Raw genomic sequence first — 17,747 nt, 5'->3', positions numbered from 1 at the left:
CATCATGGTTGGCTGCGCTGTTTAGCCAAGCCGACGTGATGTGACAAAACCCGCTGCGGCGTTGGGATTCTCTACTACTTGCAGGGTTCGGATGGAATGAGGATGACCAGATCCGTATCACCTGTGTCGACACCCGCTTGTGAAAGCAAGGTCGTTACTTGTCCGCGGTGATGGGTCTGATGGTTGAAGAAGTGCATGACCAAGCCATAAAAGTTCTTGTCAGCGGGCACACCCTTCATGCTTGAGTACTTGAGAATGTGATCCAGGTCCGACTCGGTAATGGAGCGAGACCACTCGACAATGACCTGATCGAGCCACACTCGATGTGCCGACAGCTCGCGGATACTCGAGAACAGTAACTCGTTGAGGTTCCTGGGGGCAGGCAGCTGCCGAATCGGCTCCAGTGCCAGGTAGTTCGCCGGGTGCGTGGCGAATCGCTTGAGCCAGACAGTGTCCCCGGCCACCAAGTGATTCAGCGTCCCGAGAATGGAACCAAAGAATGCTTTCCTGTCCGCTGCGAGTTCTTCGTCAGACAGGCTGTTGGCCGCCTGATAAATCTTTGCGTTCATCCACTCGTTGTAGGTCGCCATCAGGCAGGTATGGCGGGTGCGGCTCATGGTGTTCCTCCTTTCAGGTTTCCCATATTGCTTTCAACGTTCATATCAGGATAACTGCAGCCTTGTCCTGCCTTGTCCTGCCTTGTCCTGCCTTGAGGTGACTAGCGATGTTTGATCTGGCCTCTATCGTGACGTATGTAGCCGTCGTCATCGGTCTTTTTTAATCCCGGGCCCAGCGGTGCTGCTGGGAAAGAGGCTTTTCAGCAACGATAAGACGGGTTTGACGACTGGCTGCTTCTGGCCCAGAGTGTGTAAAAACGTGAGATTGGGTTTCTATATCGACGCTAGGAGACCGTGCTCACGCTTCGCAACCTGATCAAGGTCACGACATTTTCAGGAACAGTTAAAACGGCTCAGTAGCCTGTTAAAGCCCTTCGGATGGGGTAAAAAAAGAACGGTTTTTACACCGTTAATGCTTTCATCAAGCCAGTAGTGCCGATGATTTTCATGACCCGTTTCATGTTGTAGGCGAGCACATTCAGGCTCATCTCCGCACTCACCCCGGCCAGCTTTCGGGTCAGGAAGTGCGTCGCACCCATCCATTGTTTGAGCGTCCCGAAGGGATGCTCAACAGTCCGTTTTCGGATCTGCATCATTTCCGGCGCGTTGCTTAGCCTGTCCTGCATTTCCTCCAGTACGACTTCATGCTCCCAGCGTCGAACCCGCCGTTCTGTGCTCGGTGTGCACTGCGGTTTCATTGCACAGCCCCGGCATTTCGAACTCCAGTAACGATGCAACTTCAGGCCTTTTTCAACGTAGGAATAGTGCCAGATCAGCGCCTCTCCAGCCGGGCAAATGTATTCGTTTTTTGCCGCGTCATAGATGAAGGAATCGTTATTGAAACGCCCGTCAGCCTTGGCTCCAGAGGTCATCGGCTTGGGCACATAGGCGGTGATGCCTGCATCGTGACAAGCCAGGATTTGTTCGCTTTTGAAGTAACCTCGGTCAGCCACTACCGACAACGTATCTGCCGCCATCGCCTCGCGGGCTTGCTTGGCCATTGAGCTGAGTTGATCTCGGTCGGAACCGACGTTGGTCACCTCGTGCGCAACGATCAAATGGTGCTGTGTATCGACCGCTGTCTGCACGTTGTAGCCGACGATTCCCGTGCCGCGCGTCATCATGGAGCGGCTGTCTGGATCGGTCAGTGAGACCTGTTTGTCTGGCGATTCGTTGAGCTGAGTTTCAATGACCTGTAACTCTTTCATCTGGGCTTTGAGCTTGTCGATTTTCTCTTGCAGACGGGTAGCCTTGGGCTGAGCGATTGAGGGTTCTTGCTGATCGGCTTCGTCGAGCGCAGTCAGATACCGATTGATACTCGATTCAATTTCTTCCATGCGCCGCTTCAGTTTGGCGCTGGTGAAATTGCGGTCGCGATTGTTGACTGCCTTGAATTTACTGCCGTCGATGGCAACCAGATTTTCTCCGAATAATCCCAGCTGCTGGCACAGCATCACGAACTGGCGGCAGACGCCTCGGATGGCCTTGCTGTTGTCTTTTCGGAAGTTGGCGATGGTCTTGAAATCGGGCATCAAACGCCCGGTCAGCCACATCAGCTCGACGTTGCGTTGGGTTTCTCGTTCCAGGCGCCGGCTCGACTGAATGCGGTTCAAATAGCCGTAGATATAGATCTTCAGAAGGACAGCGGGGTGGTACGCCGGCCGGCCAGTATCTGCCGGTATAGCGCCTTCAAAACCCAGTTTGACCAGGTCAAGTTCGTCGACAAAGACGTCGATTACGCGCACCGGATTTGTATCCGTGACGTAGTCGTCGAGGCTTTCGGGAAGGAAGGTACTTTGGCCTCGATGTTCACCTTGAATAAAGCGCTTCATGGGCGATCCTTGCGATGAAATCCTCAGAAATCATAGCAAGGGTTTGCGAAGGCGTTTTTACACACTCTGGGCCGATTCTTGCCTTACGAGACGGGTAGAAAACGGCCAAAATCGGACGCTCGTTGCGAATCGCATTCTACTTTGTGAAATTCGTGATACGGCTGCTTGTGACGCATTTTTTCAGTTCATCTACACCGGTCACAGCGGATGATCCGATGCATCGCTGCATCGCTGCACACGAATGGTCCAGAGGACACAGAGTTCCACGTTTGCAGTATCTGACGTCCTCATCCGGCCTCATCAATTACGACCTTGCCGGTCGTATAATTCTCGGTGTTCTTGACCTGATGATTCATTTCTCGCGGGACCCGCGTTATGGCCGCAAGGTGACGGACATTGTCGAGGTGTGCAACGGCGAGCTGCATCCGGTTTTCGTGTACGACGTGGAGTTTGGCGCGCATCGGCGGGCGGGGTAGGAGGGCGCTCCGAGCTTGCTAGCAGAATGCGCTGGCCATCGCTGGGCGTAGCCTTGTTCTGCTAGCAGTTCTCAACCTGAGGGCGGATCTGCGATCAGCCGATTGATAGCAAACCTTGTTGTACGGTGCTCAGCGTCACCGAAAGTCGGATCATCGAAAATAAGAATTGACAATCTGCCAATAATAAATTTCATCTGGGGTCTAGTATTGGTCCAAATTTAGGCTATAATGGTGAATGTGGCAATTTGGCCCGAATAGTTCTGTGCAGCACATAGCAGAACCGTAGTTGTTAAAAGTCCAGGACGGACGAACAGGAGGGTTTTTACTCATGAGAGTAGAGACGATTAGCTTTTTGAAAAAACACGCATCTGACCTGCCTCTTGATGAGCCTATGGTCGTCACTCAGAACGGTGTGCCTGCTTACGTTGTGGAATCTTACGTTGAGCGTAAGCGCCGTGACGAAGCAATTGCACTGGTGAAAATGCTCGCAATCAGTTCACGCGAGTATGCCCAGGGGAAACACTGTTCTACCGATGATCTGAAAGCACGTTTGAGCAGGAGATTTGCCAACAAATAATACAGGGGAATAAATGAGCAAGTTCACAGTACGCAACACCGAAATCGCTGAATTCAGTATCGGAGACCAGATTGAACATCTGGCCGCCTATCACGGTTGGAACACCGCCGAAACGCGGGTCTTCTCCGTCATTGACGTCATCGAGCGCAAGCTCCTGGACGCGCCCTATGGTTACCCCGTAAGCCCACAGCTGAGCGAACTGGGTGTCATGCAGTATCGTGAACTCAACACAGATGGTTATCGCGTCTTCTACGAAATTTTCGAAGCGGATAAGGTCATTGCCGTCAGTCTGGTTTTGAGGGGCAAGCAGAGCGTTGCGGATGCACTCATCCTTTACTGTTTGCTCAGCATGTACGAGCCCCCAGCGTGACAGCGCTGGTCCACCGGTGACGTACCGCGCCACAAGCAGGCGGCATAGCTACCACCCCGGCGCTTAGGTACTGGGATAGAACATCGACCCTGCGCTAAGTCATCAACAGATGATTAATAGCAATTTGCCTGCGCAAATTGCTTTGTATTTCCCACAGTACCGACATACGGGGCGCACGCCCGAAGCGCTTGGCATAATCGCGACCTCCGATGAAAGGGTGGAGGATGACACCTGTCATTCAATCCGCCCGCGCAGTGCCGAACGTAAAGGCCACCACGCAATGTGCAAAGCCGCGTCTTGTTTGGCTTTGAGTCGTATTTTAAGTAACGTTTTGCAGTGTAGAACTGGCTGGCGGACGCGCAAGGATAGGGTAGTGTTGGTGCTGGGCCCAGCCGGCGAGCTACCCAACGCGCAAACCGGTAAGCGGAGTTCCGCCAAAAGGACTGTGGGCTGGCTCGATGCTAGATGTTTACAATTCAATATTCCTGAAAAATTTTAATTTATATTGAATATGACCGGCAACCGGCTGCTTTTGGCCCGTTTGCGGCCCTTCGTGACAGGCAGAATATGGGCCAAAAACAGCCAGTCGGATGCATCCAGGAAACTGAAATCACCCTGGCTTTATAGACAAATCTGAACGGCGGTCTTTTGTCAGATGCTGTCATCAACGACTGTTTGTTTTTGACCGGGACCGGGGATAACCGGTCCCGGTCGGCAAGGTAGGACGGATCGCCAACCAGAGTGTGCAAGCACAGTACTGTGCAGATTGTCTTCGGCGAGGCCTTCTCTGGTCAGCGCACGTTGCTAGCGTGAGGTTTTGATTTCCAGCACTTCGGTGTAGGTGGCGTCGACCGTCTGACCGACCTTGAGGTTCTTCATGCGGGCCTGGAGCTCGGGGTCCTCGACCTTGACAACTTTCACTTTTCCTTCTGGAGGAAGCAAGGTCACTTCATGCTTTTTCAAGTCAATGTGGGTGATCTTCGACGTGACCTTGACCTGACGAAACGCCTCACCGCCCGGATTAGGGTTGTCCTTGTCAGCGCGGGCAATCGCTGATTTGGTGCTGACACCTCTATCGCTATTAACATCAGTGTCGAGCGTGTAGGCAACCGAGCGGATAACATATATATCGACCTTATCACCGACCTCCAGGTTATGCAGGGCCTTGGCCTGGTCGGTGAGCTGGATGGGTACCTGGCTTTTGTCGGGACCTTCCACAGTGACCTGATAGTTCGCCGCATCGACAGCCAGTACGTGCGTAATGATATGACTCTCCAGAGCAGTACTGCCCAGCGGCACATCGGCTGCATGGGCCGCAAAGCTGGCGGTGGACATGAGTGAGGCGAGGGCAACAGCGGGAGCAAAAGACCGGATCGGTTTCATAGACCTGCTTTCCATGTGATGGCTGAAGGAGCAACGCAGCGAGCGCGTTGCGCCCGCGAAAGCATAGTCGGCTGCGAGGGCATCTGCCGCCCGCGCGGTTGAGTTCACTGACCGCTAGCCACTTGGTAGCCGATCGAGGAGCAAATCCAATAAAGTCTTCACCCTTCGGATCGGCGTGCCAACGGTAGTGACCTAAACAGCGGGTGGGGACTTGCGTCTAGGGCCCGGAAATTGGGCAGCGGCAGGCGCACCATTTGATCTTGAAACGATAATTACCGACGTAAAGTCCGGAACAGAAGTGCATCGGTCATCAATATCGCATCCTAAGCTCACTTCTATTGGCGGAAGCGCTTTTTATGCTGAAACTTGTAGGGTTGTTTTGAAGAAAGGTAGATACAAACTACTGGTACGTCGCAGTGGTAGCGCCGGTGATCTGGAAAAAACGGGTATCAATATAAGCGTCGTTGAGGCCTATCATGGAAAATAGGCGGGATTTACACCCTCACTTAATAATTTGTCCGTTTGTTGGTTTTTTGAAATCCAGCTCCACGATGACGCGCGGCACCGCGATCAGGGAAACGCGACCGCCGCCGCGAGATACAGCAGCAACGCCAGTAGCAACACCACGGTGAAGCCCAGGTGGATCGCCAGCAGGGTCGCCAGCACGGCCGCCACCACCGATACGCTGGCGTTGACGCCCCAGGCGATCGGCACCAGTGCCTCGGCGCGCGCGGAGACGCGCCCGAGTCCGAGCGGAAACGGCATGCCCATGGCGAACGCCAGCGGCGCTACCAGCGCGGCGCAGATGCCGAACCTGGCGAGGGTCGGCACCGGCGCCAGCAGCTGGAACAACGGGGGCAGGGCGATCAGGTAAAGCAGGGCGATCGCGCAGATCGCCAGGACTGGCCGCGCGAGCGGATGACGGGGCCCCACGCCAGTGCCAATGTCCCCCCGCCGCCGGCCGGAGTAACGGCTGCCGAGGCCAGCGAAGATCAGGAACGCGCTGAGCGTTACCGCCACCGAATACAACGGATGGCTGAGGAACAGGGTGAACTTCTGGATGAAGGCGATTTCCACGAACATGAAGGCGAAGCCGATGGCGGCGAAGTAGCACACGACCCGACGTTCGAACCTGGCCAAAGCCGCATTCCGAGAGCGCCGCTGGCGCCTGCGCGCCACCCATAGCGGCGCCAGGATCAGCAGCACGGCGGCCACGCTGGACTGCAGCAGCGTGGCGATCAGCACCGGATAGCCCCACTCCAGCATTGACAGGCCGCCCTGCGCCTTCAGCGCCAGCAGTTCCGGCAGCGAACGCCACTTGAAGAAGTGGAAGAAATACGGCCGGTCATCCATGGTTGGACGCACGTCGAACTTGTAGCGTGCCAGGAACTTCGCGCGCTCGCCGGACAGCAGGGCCTGCGCCGCTTCGAAGAACCAGGGCCGGTCGAGCAGGTTGTAGCGGTTCGCCTCGGCCACGGTCATCCCGGGGTAGTAGGCCAGGTCGAAGGAGCGCGCCCGGCAGAACTCCCGCAGCACGGCGATGCCGGCGTCGTCGAAATCCCTGTTGCTGACCAGCAGCGTCGCGGTCTTCCAGCCGCGGATCATGACAATGCGGCGCGCCGCGCTGGCCTGCCCGTCGCGCTCGATGGCCGCGGCCGCGGTGGCCAGCAGCCTGGGAACATCGCGCGGCGGCAGGGTGACCCAGCGGGTGATGGCCAACAGGCCGCCGGGCGCGAGATGGCGCAGGTACTCGGCGAAGGCATCCACCGTGTACAGGTAGTTCTCGGACAGCGCATGCAGGCCGCCCGAGGCGGTGCCGAAGGAGTCCAGCAAGGCGATCTGGATCAGGTCGTAAGGCTCGCTGCGCGAAGCCACCAGGCCGCGCGCCTCGCCGATCAGCACACGGACGTTGGGCGCGCTGTACGGCTTGCCGGAGAAGTCGGCGAAGCGGCGCTGGACCAGATCGATCACCTGCGGGTTCAGTTCGATGGCATCCACGGCGCTGGCGCCGTGGTAGATCGCCTGCAGCACATCGGCGCCGGCGCCGCTGCCCAGCACCAGCACGCGGGGTTGCCGCAGCAGGTGATAGGGCAGAGCCGAGGTCAGGTAGTCCAGGTAGGCGAGCGGCTCGCGGCGCCCGTCATAGCGGTTCAGCACGGAAAGGCCGTCGCCGTCGGTGAAGATGGCCAGTTGTGCGGGCGGTTCCTGCGTCGCGTTGAGGCTCAGGCCCGGCGCGTGGCGCAGGGGAATGGTCGGGCTGTCGACGACCGTGAGCAGGCCCAGCGGACTCCAGGTCTGGGCGATTGCGCGCGCATCCTTGATACGCAGCGTCTGGCTCAGTTCCTTGTACTCGGAGGGCGACAGGGCGATCCAGCGCCCGGGCACGCCGGCCGGCACCGCGACCGCCGCCGCCAGCAGCAACGGCACGAGCCAGTGCCTATGCCCCGTGCAAGCCATGCCGGCCAGCGCCCCGGCGGCGATGCCGGTGCCGCCCAGCAGCCGCAGCGCATCGACGGGCGTCAGCGCGAACAGCGCGGCGACGATCGCCAGGCTGCCCACGCCGGCGCCGAGAATGTCGAAGGCGTAGATCCGGTGAATCTGTTCCTGAAAGCAGGTGAAGGTCAGGCAGATGCACACCGCCGCGCAGAAGAACGGCACGAACAGCAGCAGGTAGATCATCAGCAGGCGCGCCGACTGCCGCGCGTCCCAGAGGATCTCGAGGGGATTGAACGGAACCTGCTGGGCCAGGCTGAAGCAGGCGATGGCGCTCAGCCCGAACAGCACCGCGCCGCCGATGAATACGCCGTGGAAGCGCGGCGCCAGCACCGGCCGCGCCAGCGCCACTGCGGTGCCGGCAGCGCCGTAGCCGAGCAGCGCGACGCTGATCATCATGTAGGCGAAATGGTGCCACTGGATGATCGAAAGCAGCCGCAGCAGCAGCACCTCATAGCCGATTGCGGAGGCAGACAGCAGCGCGAGGGCGAGCAACGGCGGCGAATGCATGCTTAGCCGCCTCCGACCAGCGGCACGAAGCGCACAGGCAGCACCTGCCGGGTGGACACACTGCCATCGCCGGCCTTCTCGATCAGCAGCAGGTACTGGATCATGAACGGCGCGCCGACCGGGATTACCATCCGCCCGCCGGCCTTGAGCTGGGCGATCAGTGGCGGCGGCACATGGCTGGCGGCGGCGGTGACGAGGATGGCGTCGTAAGGCCCGTGCTCGGGCCAGCCGTGGTAGCCATCGCCCAGCCGGGCCTGCACCTTCGCATATCCCAGCCGGCCCAGGCGCTCCCCGGCCTGCACTGCCAGCGGCTCGATGATCTCCATCGTGTAGACCGCCTGCGCCAGCTCGGCGAGGATCGCCGCCTGGTAGCCCGAGCCAGTGCCGATCTCGAGTACCACGTCGCCGGGCCCGACCTGCGTCAGGTCGGTCATCAGGGCGACGATGTAAGGCTGGGAGATGGTCTGGCCGTAACCGATCGGCAGCGGGCGGTTCTCGTAGGCGTAGGGCACCTCGTCGGGCGGGACGAACTTATGGCGTGGCACCCTGGCCATCGCGGCCATCACCGGCGCGGCAAACTCGGCCCTGCGGGTTTCGTCGCGGGTGATGGACGACATGTCGGCGATCTCCCGCACCATGGCGTCGCGCAACGGCGCGAACGGGTCGTCGGCATGCAGGCCGGCGGATGCCAGCGCCAGAGCGATGGCAGGCGCCAGGATGCGCGTCAGAAACATCACCGGCTTCACAATGACTCCTCCGCCTGAGGAATAGTCGAATCGTATGGCCGGCGGGCTGGCTAGGCAAGCCGGGGGTGCCGGCGACCAAACCAGGCTGCGGCGACTGCCTGAGAAAATATCGCAACTTATAATATTATCGGCATCGTAATACCTTAGCTGCATAGCAAGCTGCGATGACAGACTCACAATGCACGTCATTACTCAGGAGGCAGAAAGCGGCCCGAAGCAGTCGTTCGACACTGCACCTGCTAACCGTTAAATCGGCCCCTCTTAATGACCAGGCTGCTTCAAGAATGACCGGTACTTTCCAAGGCAGTTGCCTCTGCGGCGCCGTCAGTTACGAAATCAAATCACGCCCGAAAGCGCTTTCGCATTGTCATTGCAGCCAATGCCGCAAAAGCCATGGAGCAGCATTTGCCAGCTATGGCAGCGTGCCGCGCGCTGACCTGCATCTCATCCAGGGTACTGAGCGCATCACGTCTTACAGCTCTTCCGAATCGGTGCTTCGTCAATTTTGCGGTCAGTGCGGTTCCTCGCTGTTCTGGTCGAGAAGCCGAGGTGACTACGCGGACTGGATTTCCATAGCGTTGGGGACGCTGGACACTTCGTTTACGTCCGACAAGCAGCAGCATGTCGAAGTGACCTTCAAGGCGTCCTGGTATGAAATCCAGGATCAGTGGCCACAATCTCGGTGACCGCATTGGACCGAAAGGGGACACCCATTAGCCGGTCTCAAGTCAAGGTCTATAAGGAAAGTCGCATCGACTTGCTGGAGAAATACTCCGAACTGGCACTGCGGCGTGTCTGGAAAGGCGAGCGTTTCAGCTGGTTCATGACCAACCTGCTGCACGACTTCGGCGACCATAAAGATGCGTGGGAGCAGCAGATGCAACAGGCCGATCGTGAGTACTACTTCAACTCGCTCGCTGGTTTGGTCAACATTGCGGAGAACTACGTGGGGTTGCCTTACGAAGATGTCGAGTAAGCAGCCGATAGGGTAGGGGTGCTTGATCGTTCGATAGAGCCGCGGCTGGTTTGGTTAGTGGAATGAGCCTCCGCTGAATTGCGGTCCCCAATAAAAAAGGGACCGCTACATAGCCCGCATCGCGGACGCGTTTGCCTCAAGCGGGTGGATCGATCTGATCCAGCATCCGGTTCGCTGTGATTTCCGCGAGCATGATGCTGTTGGAAATGCCCAACAAGGCGTGGCGCGATCCGCCGTCCAGATGATCCACCAGGTGATGAACCATCACGTCGACTGAGGCCAGTGTCTCGACCAGATAAACCGCCAGGGTTTCGGTTGTGGCGTGCGGGTCGACGGTGAACAGGGTGCTGGGTGTGCGTGGGGTGGCTTTGATGTCGGCGGTCGAGGGGAAGTGGGGGTCGAGGGCGCGTTCGGCGGCTTCGTTGAGTGTGTTTGAATCGGGTTCGTATGGGGATGCCGGATCTGTGTCCGGGGGATTGGGTGAAGGCTTTACCATTTGCGGGATCCTCAATGGAGTGCCGGCCCTCCTGCTGCTAAACGAGAAGGGAGGCAGCTGTACGCAGGTTAGCAGACCGGGGATCCAGCAAACCGGCGCGCCCGAAGGCGCCCTGCGCACAGCTACCATCGAGTGCAGGCAATGCCTGACTGAAAGAGCTTGTGCACTTCACCGGAAAACCACGAGCTGCTAAACCCGATCACTGATGAGCAGTGACGGAAATCAAGTTACCGAGCGGACCACAGGCGCACAAGCCGGCGGATTCTGGCGTACCCGTAGGCAACGGCGCAAGGTCTTGTAGCTTTCAGGAAGTGAGCAGTAGGACGCTTAAACATGCGCGTTTCGCGCATGTTTAATTTGCTTGATCGAACAACGCGAAGTCATGACCAACCTTGGCATTTGAACTCCAATAACGAAGCAACGTCGGGCGAATTCATCGACGAAAACGTCGACTACACGCATTGGATTGGTATGGCTAACGTAGTCGTCGAGGCTTTCGGGAAGCAAAGTGCTCTGGCCACGATGCTCACCTTAGATGAGGCGCTTCATAGATGACTTCGCCCTGGTTACGTGTCATCGACCAACGACTTCACATGAGTAGCAAAATCGTCCTGTATCTGTAGGAACCCGCAGCGAAGGTAAAATGCGACTCCCTCCGGTGTATCCGTGGACAGGCGTACGACACGGAATCGCCGAGCCGCATATTCCAGAAGCTGCTGCACCAGGGCTTTACCCGCATTCTGCCCCCTTGATGCACGCGCGACGTATACCCTCCGCAACCTCCCGATGTCCGACCCAGCATATGGATCATATGAAAGACCACCGATGGCGATCAGTTGCCCGTTGCGGAAGGCTCCAAAAAGGCATTCACCTGGTTGATCGAATCGGTTTGACCCGTTTTTCCAATTTGCAAGCAAGCGCGTGAGAAACCTAAAACATTCTGTTACTGCCTCCGCTTCAAGTACCAGGATTTCCGGAGGAAGCGCTGAGATCTGACGTATCGCCAGTTCGCCCATTGACGTAACCACTGGATATCCCCGTGTTCGCTTTGGCACCCTGCCTGACTTATCTGCGCGGACAGCACTGCGTCCTGTCTTCAAGATTAACTCTCGGGAGGGTTTTTACACACTCTGGCCATAAGCAGACACTCGAAGGGGCGGGGACCCTACTTTATGACCACGTATTGGTCTACGCCTACAGAGTACTTGTATGGCATGTGTCGTGGTCGCTATTCGCCAAGACCCGACATTCACGGTCGGTGTCAGCCGATAGATGCTCCACTAGCCTTCTACTTACGAAAGAAATTTTCGGGCCAATACACCCTTGGGAGCTGCCGACGAATAAGGGCAGCCTCTGCCCGGTATCCCCTAGCGTCAAGTTCCCGCAGAAAGTGGGGCCATGGAGGAATATTGCTCATGTAAGGTTTGGCATCAACCCACGCTGACCTTTTCGAGGAGTAGTAAAAGCACTCAGGAGCCTTCACAGATCTCCGTTACTCGTCAGACGCGGGGTTACCCTTCGGCGTCCGGCTTTTTGCGTCTGGGGTTTAGTTGTTGGCGCTGATGCGATTTTTTAACAGGGGTCAATTGTCTGTCAGCGAGAACAACGCAGCCCTTCATTGAACAACCAGCGAAACAGATCGCTGTCCCGGAAACGGCCGTGACGATTCTTGGAAAACGTCGAGTGATTGGGTACTAAGACAGCGCCAAGGCTGCGCTTGCCCAGTTGAATGTTCCACTTATAGAGGTTGGGGTGCGGCAGAAAAAATTTCGGTAATGACAGAAATTTACCCTTCCGCCTTGGCGCAACCATCATCGGCACAGGTCGGATCGATCGGGTTGCACCGCATTGCGCAAATCAAAATCGGTTTCCTCGACTCCATTCTTTGTCAGCGATATCCAATGAATTGAAGAGGGATTTCGCATCAATCCGAGGCTCCCGATATAGGACCAAGTCAGCGGCGAGCGCTGCACAGCTTTCAGCTTGATTGAAGAGGGTGTGAGCTCCAGGTGCAGAAGGCGGTTGTCTTGCGAAGGCGTATAGGCGATATTCTCGCTGGCGACAACATCGGCTCCCCTCACAGTTGCCGGCATGCATTCCAACGTCGCGCTGACTTTGCCGTCGTTGTTGATCAAGTACGCAAAACCTTTACCGTTCACCGTTGTACCGGTCACGAGAAAACGATCGATCAATGGAATATATTTGGCTTTGTAGGTGTAGTAATTCAAGCCGGATCTCAGGATCTTATGGGCGGAGAGTTTCCCGGTCTCAGGATCGAGTACCGTTATCTTCAAATTTGCAGAGGTTTGATCAGGTACGAATTGTTGCCAGACCAGTAGCGCGCGATTGCTGGAACCAGCAATCATCGGCCACCATTCACGCCGCTGGGGTGCGACATCGGACGTACTGAGCAGGTGGCCGTGACTATCGAAGACCTTTGCATATACACCATTGCCGGTACCGAGATCATCGACACCGCCACCGTTGACCCAGTCCTCGGAATACAACACGACGAAATGCTTTCCTGCCGCGGCAACATGGCCGGAATGTCCGCCGGTCGCAACGTCGCGCGGATACGGCGCGATCGGTCGCAGCTTCGCATCGTAAACGCCATAACGTTGATTGACTTCGTTCGTGGTATTCCAGCCGTCTTCAAACGAAAGCATGACATTGCCGTCAGTTGTTTGGGCGACCGACACCGGTTCTTGCGCTTCCGGCTTTTGGATGAATAGTGTGGGCGGACTGATCCGCGTATCATTGATTCCCCATTTCGAAAGGTAGATGTCGTGCGGCCAGTTGCCGTTTTCGTCCTCGCCTTTTGGTGGAATTCCGGAACTGCTAATGAAAATCAAAAAACGGCCGTCGGCTCCTTTGACCGCTTCGATGCCATGCATATAGGAGCGCAAATCTTCCTGGTCGTGCGGCCGTGCTTGCGCATTTGCCGCGCTTAAGCAGAGCGCACCAGCGCATAACGCGGCGCGTGCCAAAGAGTGAGCGAACCGCTGATGTGGGTTACTGTTCATGTGTGTGTTTTCCCATCCCACAATATCCCTCACCAGCGCTACACCGTGGACCTTGTCGAGTGTCGCAATGCTGTGCGGTATCGACTTCCCGCCAGCCAATAAAATCCTCATTTGTTGAACTTAGCAATAGGACTTCCTAAGGAGGATGCATAGGCATGTTTTCTCCGCTGTGTACCAGGGACGGAATGGTGCACAGAGGATGATCCGAATCTTAGGATCAACACCCATGTGGAAAAAGATTGTAAAAGCTTTAACAGATCTAAAAGTACTGGTAGGCACACCACCCCACCATTGCGCCCGTTTCGCAGCCGCGAACGTTCCCCTTGAGCCGCAGGCGAATGGGCAAGGTGTGAAGGGGGCCGGTAGGCCCACTTCACCTGTCTTGCCCGCTTATTCAGCCGACTTAACCCGTTGCGCCTGCCGTTCTTTGCCCGTTCGTAGCGTTCTTTTACCGTGCTTCTGCCGGTGTTTTTCGCGCGCTCAGCCGTTGTTTAAGGCGTAGGTCCTCTGCTGCTGCAGCAGAGCCGCGGCCAACAGCCGCTTGCGCGCCTCCTGAGCGCGACGGGTCTTGTCATCCACCTGCCGGCTGACGTAGAGCGGCAGTGCCAGGCCCTCGTCCTGGTCGTCGCCCGGCTCAATAAAGCGCGGTACCGAATACGTGTGCTCACGCCACGAACGGAAGAAGGTCGAAATGTTGTTCGCTCACCTCAAGAGAATACTGAGATTGGATCGTTTGCGACTACGAGGATAAGCGGTGCGAACGATGAATTTACATTGGCGGCAGCGGTACAGAATCTGCGGAGACTGGCCAAACTCACCTCTCAAGGGCCGCCAACTACGGGATAGGTGCGCCCGAGTAAGCAAAAAACCTCAAATTAACCCACTGACCAAGCTGAAACGATAAACGCAGAACCGAAAAGCCATCCAACGTGGTGAACGGGTTCTGAAGTGACAGCCGAACTCGAAGCCTTTCAGCCTGAAATTCCGACTTTTTCGACAGAATCGACCCATAGCTGCCCTTCACGGCTTGTCTGCTCTAGTAACTAGATCATCGGAGGACGTGTAGTGGAATCATGTAAAGTAGCGAATCGACTCGAGAGCGAATGAAAATGCGACTTTTCTTTACCATCGTGCTGTTGTTAGTAGCTTTGGCCGGGTTAGCTCTCGCTTGGAAGCGCCGCGACGCACTGATGCGATTGGTTGCAGCTACCCTGATCACAGGAGGGCTACTGATAGCCCATTTTTTTGGTAGTGCAATCGCGCTCAAATTACCTGGGATAGGACCGGTAATGATCGGCGGAGCCGCCTCCGCAGCTCTCGGAGCCGGTGTCTGGGTAATTGTAGGTAACATCGGAATAGCAGCGGCAGGTACTGCCTTCGGTATTGGGTTTTGGCCAATCTTTCTGGGATTTACAGTAGTAGGCGCTTTCAGCGCCTTGGCAGGCGGGTTCGGGATACAGACCATCCACTATCCTGCACTCTACCTTCCACTCTTGCTCGCAGGCACTGTTTTGCTTTTCAAAAGCCTTAAGAGAAAGGTGCAATTGCCAGATGGATCTAATTAACGGTATTAACGTTGGAACGCGATCAGCAAATTGATCGCCCCTGACTTCGTAGGCGTCTCGATCGTCTGCTTTTGGCCGATTTCTGCCTTGCACAAAGGGCTGAAAACGATCCAGAGTGGAAGGATCGGCCCTGACGTGGACCGGTCCGTCGATGGCGGTTAGAAACACCAGTCCTCAGCGTTTACGACACGACAGAATGGACCCGCGAGGGTCGCATTGTGATGAGCGACAATTTCTTCGGCCTTCAGCGCAGAGGTGTCCGTGCAGGTATGACCATCGGCGATCAGCACCGCATCGAAACCATAGTCTCGTGCGGCGCGGCAGGTGCTATCGACACAGTATTGGGTCTTCATTCCGGCAATGACCACACCCTGAGCACCACAAGCCCGCAGCTGATCGGCCAGAACTGTCTTGGTGAAGGCGTTGGGTCGACTTTTTTCGAAAATCACTTCGTCGCCCTGCAGCACCAGGTCCTGCACCAACTGCGTCAACGGGCTTCCAGGCTCGATTGGCGAACCTGGTGGACCAATATGACGGGCGAGAAAAATGGGGGCGCCCGCACTCCGGGCTTTATTCAACAGATTGTTCAAGGTGTCTACCAGCGCTTCGCCAGCCCATGGCGTATCCGCGCCATGAAACAATCCAACCTGCATATCGAGAATCAACAGTGCATACATAGTGCTTTTCCTTGCGTTTTTAGCCAGCGACACAAGGGCAAAAGAAAAGGCCCTGTCCATCACTGGCGGGCCTTTGAAGTTCGTGCGTTATCGGCTCACGACACCTCTGACGACCCGCCTTTGGCGGTCGTGGTAGTCGTGGTCAAGGTAATTGGTGGTTGGTTCATAGGGCTGACAGTAGCTGCGCGGTACTGGGTTGGCAAGTCAGCAATACGAGCGTGAAGACTGATCGTAGTATCGATCGTTGTTCGCTTCTGGCCCAGAGTGTGTAAAAACGTGAGATTGGGTTTCTATATCGACGCTAGGAGACCGTGCTCACGCTTCGCAACCTGATCAAGGTCACGACATTTTCAGGAACAGTTAAAACGGCTCAGTAGCCTGTTAAAGCCCTTCGGATGGGGTAAAAAAAGAACGGTTTTTACACCGTTAATGCTTTCGTCAAGCCAGTAGTGCCGATGATTTTCATGACCCGTTTCATGTTGTAGGCGAGCACATTCAGGCTCATCTCCGCACTCACCCCGGCCAGCTTTCGGGTCAGGAAGTGCGTCGCACCCATCCATTGTTTGAGCGTCCCGAAGGGATGCTCAACAGTCCGTTTTCGGATCTGCATCATTTCCGGCGCGTTGCTTAGCCTGTCCTGCATTTCCTCCAGTACGACTTCATGCTCCCAGCATCAAACCCGCCGTTCTGTGCTCGGTGTGCACTGCGGTTTCATTGCACAGCCCCGGCATTTCGAACTCCAGTAACGATGCAACTTCAGGCCTTTTTCAACGTAGGAATAGTGCCAGATCAGCGCCTCTCCAGCCGGGCAAATGTATTCGTTTTTTTGCCGCGTCATAGATGAAGGCATCGTTATTGAAACGCCCGTCAGCCTTGGCTCCAGAGGTCATCGGCTTGGGCACATAGGCGGTGATGCCTGCATCGTGACAAGCCAGGATTTGTTCGCTTTTGAAGTAACCTCGGTCAGCCACTACCGACAACGTATCTGCCGCCATCGCCTCGCGGGCTTGCTTGGCCATTGAGCTGAGTTGATCGCGGTCGGAACCGACGTTGGTCACCTCGTGCGCAACGATCAAATGGTGCTGTGTATCGACCGCTGTCTGCACGTTGTAGCCGACGATTCCCGTGCCGCGCGTCATCATGGAGCGGCTGTCTGGATCGGTCAGTGAGACCTGTTTGTCTGGCGATTCGTTGAGCTGAGTTTCAATGACCTGTAACTCTTTAATCTGGGCTTTGAGCTTGTCGATTTTCTCTTGCAGACGGGTAGCCTTGGGCTGAGCGATTGAGGGTTCTTGCTGATCGGCTTCGTCGAGCGCAGTCAGATACCGATTGATACTCGATTCAATTTCTTCCATGCGCCGCTTCAGTTTGGCGCTGGTGAAATTGCGGTCGCGATTGTTGACTGCCTTGAATTTACTGCCGTCGATGGCAACCAGATTTTCTCCGAATAATCCCAGCTGCTGGCACAGCATCACGAACTGGCGGCAGACGCCTCGGATGGCCTTGCTGTTGTCTTTTCGGAAGTTGGCGATGGTCTTGAAATCGGGCATCAAACGCCCGGTCAGCCACATCAGCTCGACGTTGCGTTGGGTTTCTCGTTCCAGGCGCCGGCTCGACTGAATGCGGTTCAAATAGCCGTAGATATAGATCTTCAGAAGGACAGCGGGGTGGTACGCCGGCCGGCCAGTATCTGCCGGTATAGCGCCTTCAAAACCCAGTTTGACCAGGTCAAGTTCGTCGACAAAGACGTCGATTACGCACACCGGATTTGTATCCGTGACGTAGTCGTCGAGGCTTTCGGGAAGGAAGGTACTTTGGCCTCGATGTTCACCTTGAATAAAGCGCTTCATGGGCGATCCTTGCGATGAAATCCTCAGAAATCATAGCAAGGGTTTGCGAAGGCGTTTTTACACACTCTGGGCCGATAGGTGCCTGTCGTTAAGGGCTGATTTCGACTGTGGATTCAACTGAAAGCAGTCGGTTGCGGTCAGCTGATTTCGGCCTGG

General features: G+C 56.4%; 14 protein-coding genes and 5 pseudogenes. 7 read left to right on the top strand and 12 right to left on the bottom strand.

What is annotated here, in order from left to right:
* Positions 1-74 precede the first annotated feature (74 nt).
* The gene (locus ACA062_RS21335) at positions 75-617 is read right to left on the bottom strand and encodes a DinB family protein (protein WP_497452875.1); all 543 of its coding nucleotides are present in this window, start codon (positions 615-617) and stop codon (positions 75-77) included.
* 401 nt (positions 618-1,018) lie between these two features.
* Positions 1,019-2,449, bottom strand: coding sequence for an IS1182 family transposase (locus ACA062_RS21330; RefSeq protein WP_497452874.1), 1,431 nt, complete (start codon positions 2,447-2,449; stop codon positions 1,019-1,021).
* A 269-nt stretch (positions 2,450-2,718) separates the two neighbouring features.
* Here ACA062_RS21330 and ACA062_RS21325 point away from each other — a divergent pair, with 269 nt between their 5' ends.
* The 3 genes from ACA062_RS21325 to ACA062_RS21315 all read left to right on the top strand — a co-directional run bounded on the left by ACA062_RS21325 (position 2,719) and on the right by ACA062_RS21315 (position 3,872).
* Complete coding sequence (locus tag ACA062_RS21325; protein ID WP_497452873.1) at positions 2,719-2,925, top strand: hypothetical protein; 207 nt, start codon at positions 2,719-2,721, stop codon at positions 2,923-2,925.
* Positions 2,926-3,253: 328 nt separating this feature from the next.
* Positions 3,254-3,502: a type II toxin-antitoxin system prevent-host-death family antitoxin gene (locus tag ACA062_RS21320; protein WP_497452872.1), complete on the top strand. Its 249-nt coding sequence runs from the start codon at positions 3,254-3,256 to the stop codon at positions 3,500-3,502.
* Between the two features lie 13 nt (positions 3,503-3,515).
* On the top strand, positions 3,516-3,872 hold the full coding sequence (locus ACA062_RS21315; RefSeq protein WP_497452871.1) for a type II toxin-antitoxin system RelE/ParE family toxin: 357 nt from the start codon (positions 3,516-3,518) through the stop codon (positions 3,870-3,872).
* Between the two features lie 804 nt (positions 3,873-4,676).
* Here the strand turns inward: ACA062_RS21315 and ACA062_RS21310 are convergent.
* The 3 genes from ACA062_RS21310 to ACA062_RS21300 all read right to left on the bottom strand — a co-directional run bounded on the left by ACA062_RS21310 (position 4,677) and on the right by ACA062_RS21300 (position 9,004).
* A complete protein-coding gene (locus ACA062_RS21310) occupies positions 4,677-5,255 on the bottom strand; it encodes a hypothetical protein (protein WP_497452870.1) in 579 nt (192 codons plus the stop codon).
* A gap of 570 nt (positions 5,256-5,825) precedes the next feature.
* Positions 5,826-8,258, bottom strand: a complete 2,433-nt coding sequence (locus ACA062_RS21305) for an SAM-dependent methyltransferase (protein WP_497452869.1) — start codon at positions 8,256-8,258, stop codon at positions 5,826-5,828.
* Between the two features lie 2 nt (positions 8,259-8,260).
* Entirely contained in the window at positions 8,261-9,004 is a 744-nt protein-coding gene (locus ACA062_RS21300) for a protein-L-isoaspartate(D-aspartate) O-methyltransferase (protein ID WP_497452868.1), read from the bottom strand.
* Positions 9,005-9,288: 284 nt separating this feature from the next.
* Here ACA062_RS21300 and ACA062_RS21295 point away from each other — a divergent pair, with 284 nt between their 5' ends.
* The gene (locus ACA062_RS21295; RefSeq protein ID WP_497452867.1) at positions 9,289-9,690 is read left to right on the top strand and encodes a GFA family protein; all 402 of its coding nucleotides are present in this window, start codon (positions 9,289-9,291) and stop codon (positions 9,688-9,690) included.
* A 32-nt stretch (positions 9,691-9,722) separates the two neighbouring features.
* A pseudogene (locus ACA062_RS21290) lies at positions 9,723-9,980 on the top strand (4-hydroxybenzoate 3-monooxygenase); the annotation flags it as partial.
* Between the two features lie 136 nt (positions 9,981-10,116).
* On the opposite strand, the gene ACA062_RS21285 reads toward ACA062_RS21290, so the two are convergent.
* The 5 genes and pseudogenes from ACA062_RS21285 to ACA062_RS21265 all read right to left on the bottom strand — a co-directional run bounded on the left by ACA062_RS21285 (position 10,117) and on the right by ACA062_RS21265 (position 13,499).
* Complete coding sequence (locus ACA062_RS21285; RefSeq protein ID WP_497452866.1) at positions 10,117-10,476, bottom strand: DUF6124 family protein; 360 nt, start codon at positions 10,474-10,476, stop codon at positions 10,117-10,119.
* A gap of 432 nt (positions 10,477-10,908) precedes the next feature.
* Positions 10,909-11,025, bottom strand: a pseudogene (locus ACA062_RS21280) (hypothetical protein); the annotation flags it as partial.
* Between the two features lie 17 nt (positions 11,026-11,042).
* Positions 11,043-11,504, bottom strand: a complete 462-nt coding sequence (locus tag ACA062_RS21275) for a GNAT family N-acetyltransferase (protein WP_497452865.1) — start codon at positions 11,502-11,504, stop codon at positions 11,043-11,045.
* 577 nt (positions 11,505-12,081) lie between these two features.
* Positions 12,082-12,231: pseudogene (locus tag ACA062_RS21270) on the bottom strand (IS5/IS1182 family transposase); the annotation flags it as partial.
* 56 nt (positions 12,232-12,287) lie between these two features.
* Positions 12,288-13,499 (bottom strand): hypothetical protein, encoded by a 1,212-nt coding sequence (locus ACA062_RS21265; RefSeq protein ID WP_497452864.1) that lies wholly within the window; start codon positions 13,497-13,499, stop codon positions 12,288-12,290.
* A gap of 658 nt (positions 13,500-14,157) precedes the next feature.
* On the opposite strand from ACA062_RS21265, the pseudogene ACA062_RS21260 reads away from it, so the two are divergent.
* Together ACA062_RS21260 and ACA062_RS21255 are read left to right on the top strand one after the other, a co-directional pair.
* Positions 14,158-14,345, top strand: a pseudogene (locus ACA062_RS21260) (transposase); the annotation flags it as partial.
* Between the two features lie 257 nt (positions 14,346-14,602).
* Positions 14,603-15,064 carry a hypothetical protein gene (locus ACA062_RS21255; protein WP_497452863.1) on the top strand — a complete coding sequence of 154 codons (462 nt, stop codon included), beginning with the start codon at positions 14,603-14,605 and terminating at the stop codon, positions 15,062-15,064.
* A 158-nt stretch (positions 15,065-15,222) separates the two neighbouring features.
* Here the strand turns inward: ACA062_RS21255 and ACA062_RS21250 are convergent, their stop codons facing one another.
* Positions 15,223-15,741, bottom strand: a complete 519-nt coding sequence (locus ACA062_RS21250; RefSeq protein WP_497452862.1) for a cysteine hydrolase family protein — start codon at positions 15,739-15,741, stop codon at positions 15,223-15,225.
* 418 nt (positions 15,742-16,159) lie between these two features.
* Positions 16,160-17,591 (bottom strand): annotated as a pseudogene (locus ACA062_RS21245) (IS1182 family transposase).
* Between the last annotated feature and the right edge of the window lie 156 nt (positions 17,592-17,747).

The organism is Pseudomonas sp. LBUM1679, assembly GCF_059695565.1.
Note: the sequence above shows the minus strand (reverse complement) of the source record. Positions and strands in the feature narration are given on the sequence as shown.

Bases quoted from the DNA above. Each gene is read 5' to 3' on its own strand.
- ACA062_RS21305 (WP_497452869.1), bottom strand. From the start codon at position 8,258: ATGCATTCGCCGCCGTTGCTCGCCCTCGCGCTGCTGTCTGCCTCCGCA.
- ACA062_RS21330 (WP_497452874.1), bottom strand. From the start codon at position 2,449: ATGAAGCGCTTTATTCAAGGTGAACATCGAGGCCAAAGTACCTTCCTT.
- ACA062_RS21310 (WP_497452870.1), bottom strand. From the start codon at position 5,255: ATGAAACCGATCCGGTCTTTTGCTCCCGCTGTTGCCCTCGCCTCACTC.
- ACA062_RS21335 (WP_497452875.1), bottom strand. From the start codon at position 617: ATGAGCCGCACCCGCCATACCTGCCTGATGGCGACCTACAACGAGTGG.
- ACA062_RS21255 (WP_497452863.1), top strand. From the start codon at position 14,603: ATGAAAATGCGACTTTTCTTTACCATCGTGCTGTTGTTAGTAGCTTTG.
- ACA062_RS21250 (WP_497452862.1), bottom strand. From the start codon at position 15,741: ATGTATGCACTGTTGATTCTCGATATGCAGGTTGGATTGTTTCATGGC.
- ACA062_RS21285 (WP_497452866.1), bottom strand. From the start codon at position 10,476: ATGGTAAAGCCTTCACCCAATCCCCCGGACACAGATCCGGCATCCCCA.
- ACA062_RS21265 (WP_497452864.1), bottom strand. From the start codon at position 13,499: ATGAACAGTAACCCACATCAGCGGTTCGCTCACTCTTTGGCACGCGCC.
- ACA062_RS21320 (WP_497452872.1), top strand. From the start codon at position 3,254: ATGAGAGTAGAGACGATTAGCTTTTTGAAAAAACACGCATCTGACCTG.
- ACA062_RS21315 (WP_497452871.1), top strand. From the start codon at position 3,516: ATGAGCAAGTTCACAGTACGCAACACCGAAATCGCTGAATTCAGTATC.
- ACA062_RS21295 (WP_497452867.1), top strand. From the start codon at position 9,289: ATGACCGGTACTTTCCAAGGCAGTTGCCTCTGCGGCGCCGTCAGTTAC.